1 protein-coding gene is annotated in these 688 nt (G+C 36.8%); it reads right to left on the bottom strand.

All coding sequences use genetic code 11. The features are described from left to right. Positions 1-656 (bottom strand): putative type VI secretion system effector (locus J3U19_RS11440; RefSeq protein ID WP_267346376.1); only part of this gene is annotated, 656 nt, incomplete at its 3' end. Positions 657-688 lie beyond the last annotated feature (32 nt).

Genomic DNA, 688 nt, shown 5'->3' with positions numbered 1-688 from the left:
CGTAAATGTTCATCTAACGTATTATGTAACCAAGGTTTGGGATAGCCCAAGGCGGCAAAAATGCGATTACCGATAAAAGAGTAACAACCACCTGTTATTAAAAAAAGCATAATTAAAATAATGAAAAAACCAATTAAAGTAGACAAAGCAAAAACAAACAAATTGTAAAAAAAATATTCATCTAAACCAGTAGATGTGATGAGCAAAATTATAAAAAATATATAAATTAGCAAAGAAATTACACCAACCCCTATAGTTAAATACTTCAACCGAAGTAAAGTTGGCATATTTACTGAACGAGGAAAGTATAAAGCATGGGTTTTCGGTATTCGAACCGCATAAGATTGATACTGGTTATTATCATCGCTTTTATCCACGACCATTTCCACATAATCGCCATTTTTAAAGCTAATATGGGTTAATTTGCCTTCGACAAATTTACGCCCGACATAGCAACTGAATTTTTTGCCCTCTAAGGTAATGCTGCCCACTGACAGCGTGGTCAATAAGGCGGCCGCAACGCCAAACGCCCCGGTAATTAACGCCCCTATCATGGCGATTAAGCCAACATTATTATCCGAGCCCATCTCTTTTGAGTCATCGATAATTTGTAGCTGGCTGACCGTGCCTTTTAAAATGCGATACTGTTTTGCCATACTGTTACTTTTCCGTGTGATTTAATTTGGGT

It is taken from the genome of Gilliamella sp. B2828, assembly GCF_026537125.1.
Lineage (GTDB): Bacteria > Pseudomonadota > Gammaproteobacteria > Enterobacterales > Orbaceae > Gilliamella.
The sequence above is the reverse complement of the archived record's forward strand: the minus strand, read 5'-3'. Positions and strand labels throughout refer to the sequence as shown.